Annotated in this window: 1 protein-coding gene; it reads right to left on the reverse strand. The window is 56.4% G+C overall.

Annotated elements, in window-relative coordinates; genetic code table 11:
- Nucleotides 1-1900, reverse strand: a 1900-nt coding sequence (locus L696_RS28745; RefSeq protein ID WP_155985420.1) for a type I polyketide synthase, incomplete at its 3' end; no start/stop codon positions are given.
- Between the last annotated feature and the right edge of the window lie 20 nt (nt 1901-1920).

The following is a 1920-nucleotide window of genomic DNA, read 5'->3' on the forward strand; positions in this document are numbered from 1 at the left end:
AAGCCTGATGGACGGCCACCAGCGCCGAGGAGCATGCCGTATCGATCGCCATGACCGGACCGTCGAGATTAAGGAAATAGGCAAGTCTAGAGGCAAGAACGGCGTTGCTATGCGATGTTATGTTCCCTCTTCCCGCAGCCAGCAGCGCATAATCCCCTTGTTCAAGACCGACGAACAAGCCTACTGTTCCCGAAGCGATTTGATTGGGGCCATAGCCTGCATCCTCCAGAGCATTCCATGTTTCCTGAAGCAGAAGACGCCCGCGCGGGTCCATAAGCTCGGCTTCCCGGCGCGAAATATCGAAGAATCCCGGATCAAACTCTGCAGCACCCGGCACAAAGCCCCCCCGGTTGCAGTTAGTGGTTCCCGCTTCCAGCATCGGGTTACCGGCGATGCTCCGCCATTCCCAACGCTCGCCCGGAATTTCCTGAACCGCTTCGCGGCCTGCTTTCAAGATCTCCCACATCTCTTCAATGTTGCGGGCCATCGGGAACTGTCCGCTCATACCGATAATCGCTATGGCCTCCAGTTCCTGCGGAGTTCCCTCCACCGCAAGCGCCGGGCGATCATCGGCCGTACTTGCACCCTCGACGCTGCCCTCAGCGTCTAAAGGCCTTGACACCCCCGCCGCTTCGGTTCGGTTGCCGGGTTGGGATGGCACACCGGTGGGATCGACTCCTCCGGCTACCGTTTCGGCGTAATTCCGGAGCATGGATTCCCCGTGTTCCAGAAGCAAGTAATTACCGACCGCGGCAATGGTGGAGTGGCTGTAGAACAGCGGCGGCATTATTTCAATACCAAAACGCTCCGATAGGCCTCTTGCCAAATCGATCAGGCTGATTGAATCAAAACCGAAGCCAGAAAAACTCTCTTCATAGCTCAGTTTGTCGCAGGGGATTTTTAAGATACGGCTGATTTGCTGCTTCAGTTCATTCTTAATGAAAAGTTCCAACCCCCGCTCCCGCTCCGCCGCATGGCCGGGCGAGTTCAAATGGAGCGGGACCTTTTCTCTACTCGTTTCCCCTGCTGTGACTGTGAGTTCCCGGATCCGCTCAGGCCGGCCGGGAAGAACAATGCTGTGGGAGCCGCTGGTAGAGAGCAGTTGATCATACAGAGAAAGTCCCTCATCTGTTTCCAGGTAACGCAACCCGCTGTACTGCAAATACCGCTCCTCCTTCGCAGCGTTGCCGGCATGCATGCCTCCTTCCCGCCACAGCGGCCATAGTATAGCGACGGTCTTTCCATGGCGCATTGCATTTTGACGCAGCTCGTTGCGATAGCTGGCATAAGCCAGTTGAAACCGGCTGCCTGCCGCATAACTGCATGAACCGAAGTCTCCCAGCACAGCCGCGACCGAAGAAAAGTAGCAGATAAAATCCAGCGGTTCATCCCCCAGTACCTCGTCAAGAACCAAGGTTCCGTCGATTTTGGGCGCCAGCTCCTCTTGCAGGCTTTCGGCCGTTCTTCCTAAAATGTCCTCTTCTCCCAAAACGCCTGCCGCATGAATCATGCCGTCGATTCTCCCGAATCTGTTTCGGGCTTTCTGTATCTCTATCTTGAACCACTTGGCGTCGGTAATATCGGTTTGGGCATAATACACCAAACTGCCGAGCTCCTCCAGCTCGCTGATTTGCGAACGTTTATGATCATCCAGCGGCGAGCGGCCAGCCAAAATCAGGTTTACCGGATGCTTCATCGCCATATGGCGAGCTAGCAACAGCCCAATTCCCCCCAGGCCACCGGTGATCAGGTATGTTCCGCCAGGTTTCAGCATCCGACCATCCAGAGGCGCCGCTGCCGTTTTCAGGCAAGCGGCATAACGCCCGCCTCCACGGTAAATAACGCTTTCTGTCTTGGCACCCTGCATTTCCGTCCACAGCAAGGCCAACCAGCGATCCATTGTATCGGCGGGGGCCCCCC

Source organism: Paenibacillus maysiensis (genome assembly GCF_000520815.1).
Classification (GTDB): domain Bacteria; phylum Bacillota; class Bacilli; order Paenibacillales; family Paenibacillaceae; genus Paenibacillus; species Paenibacillus maysiensis.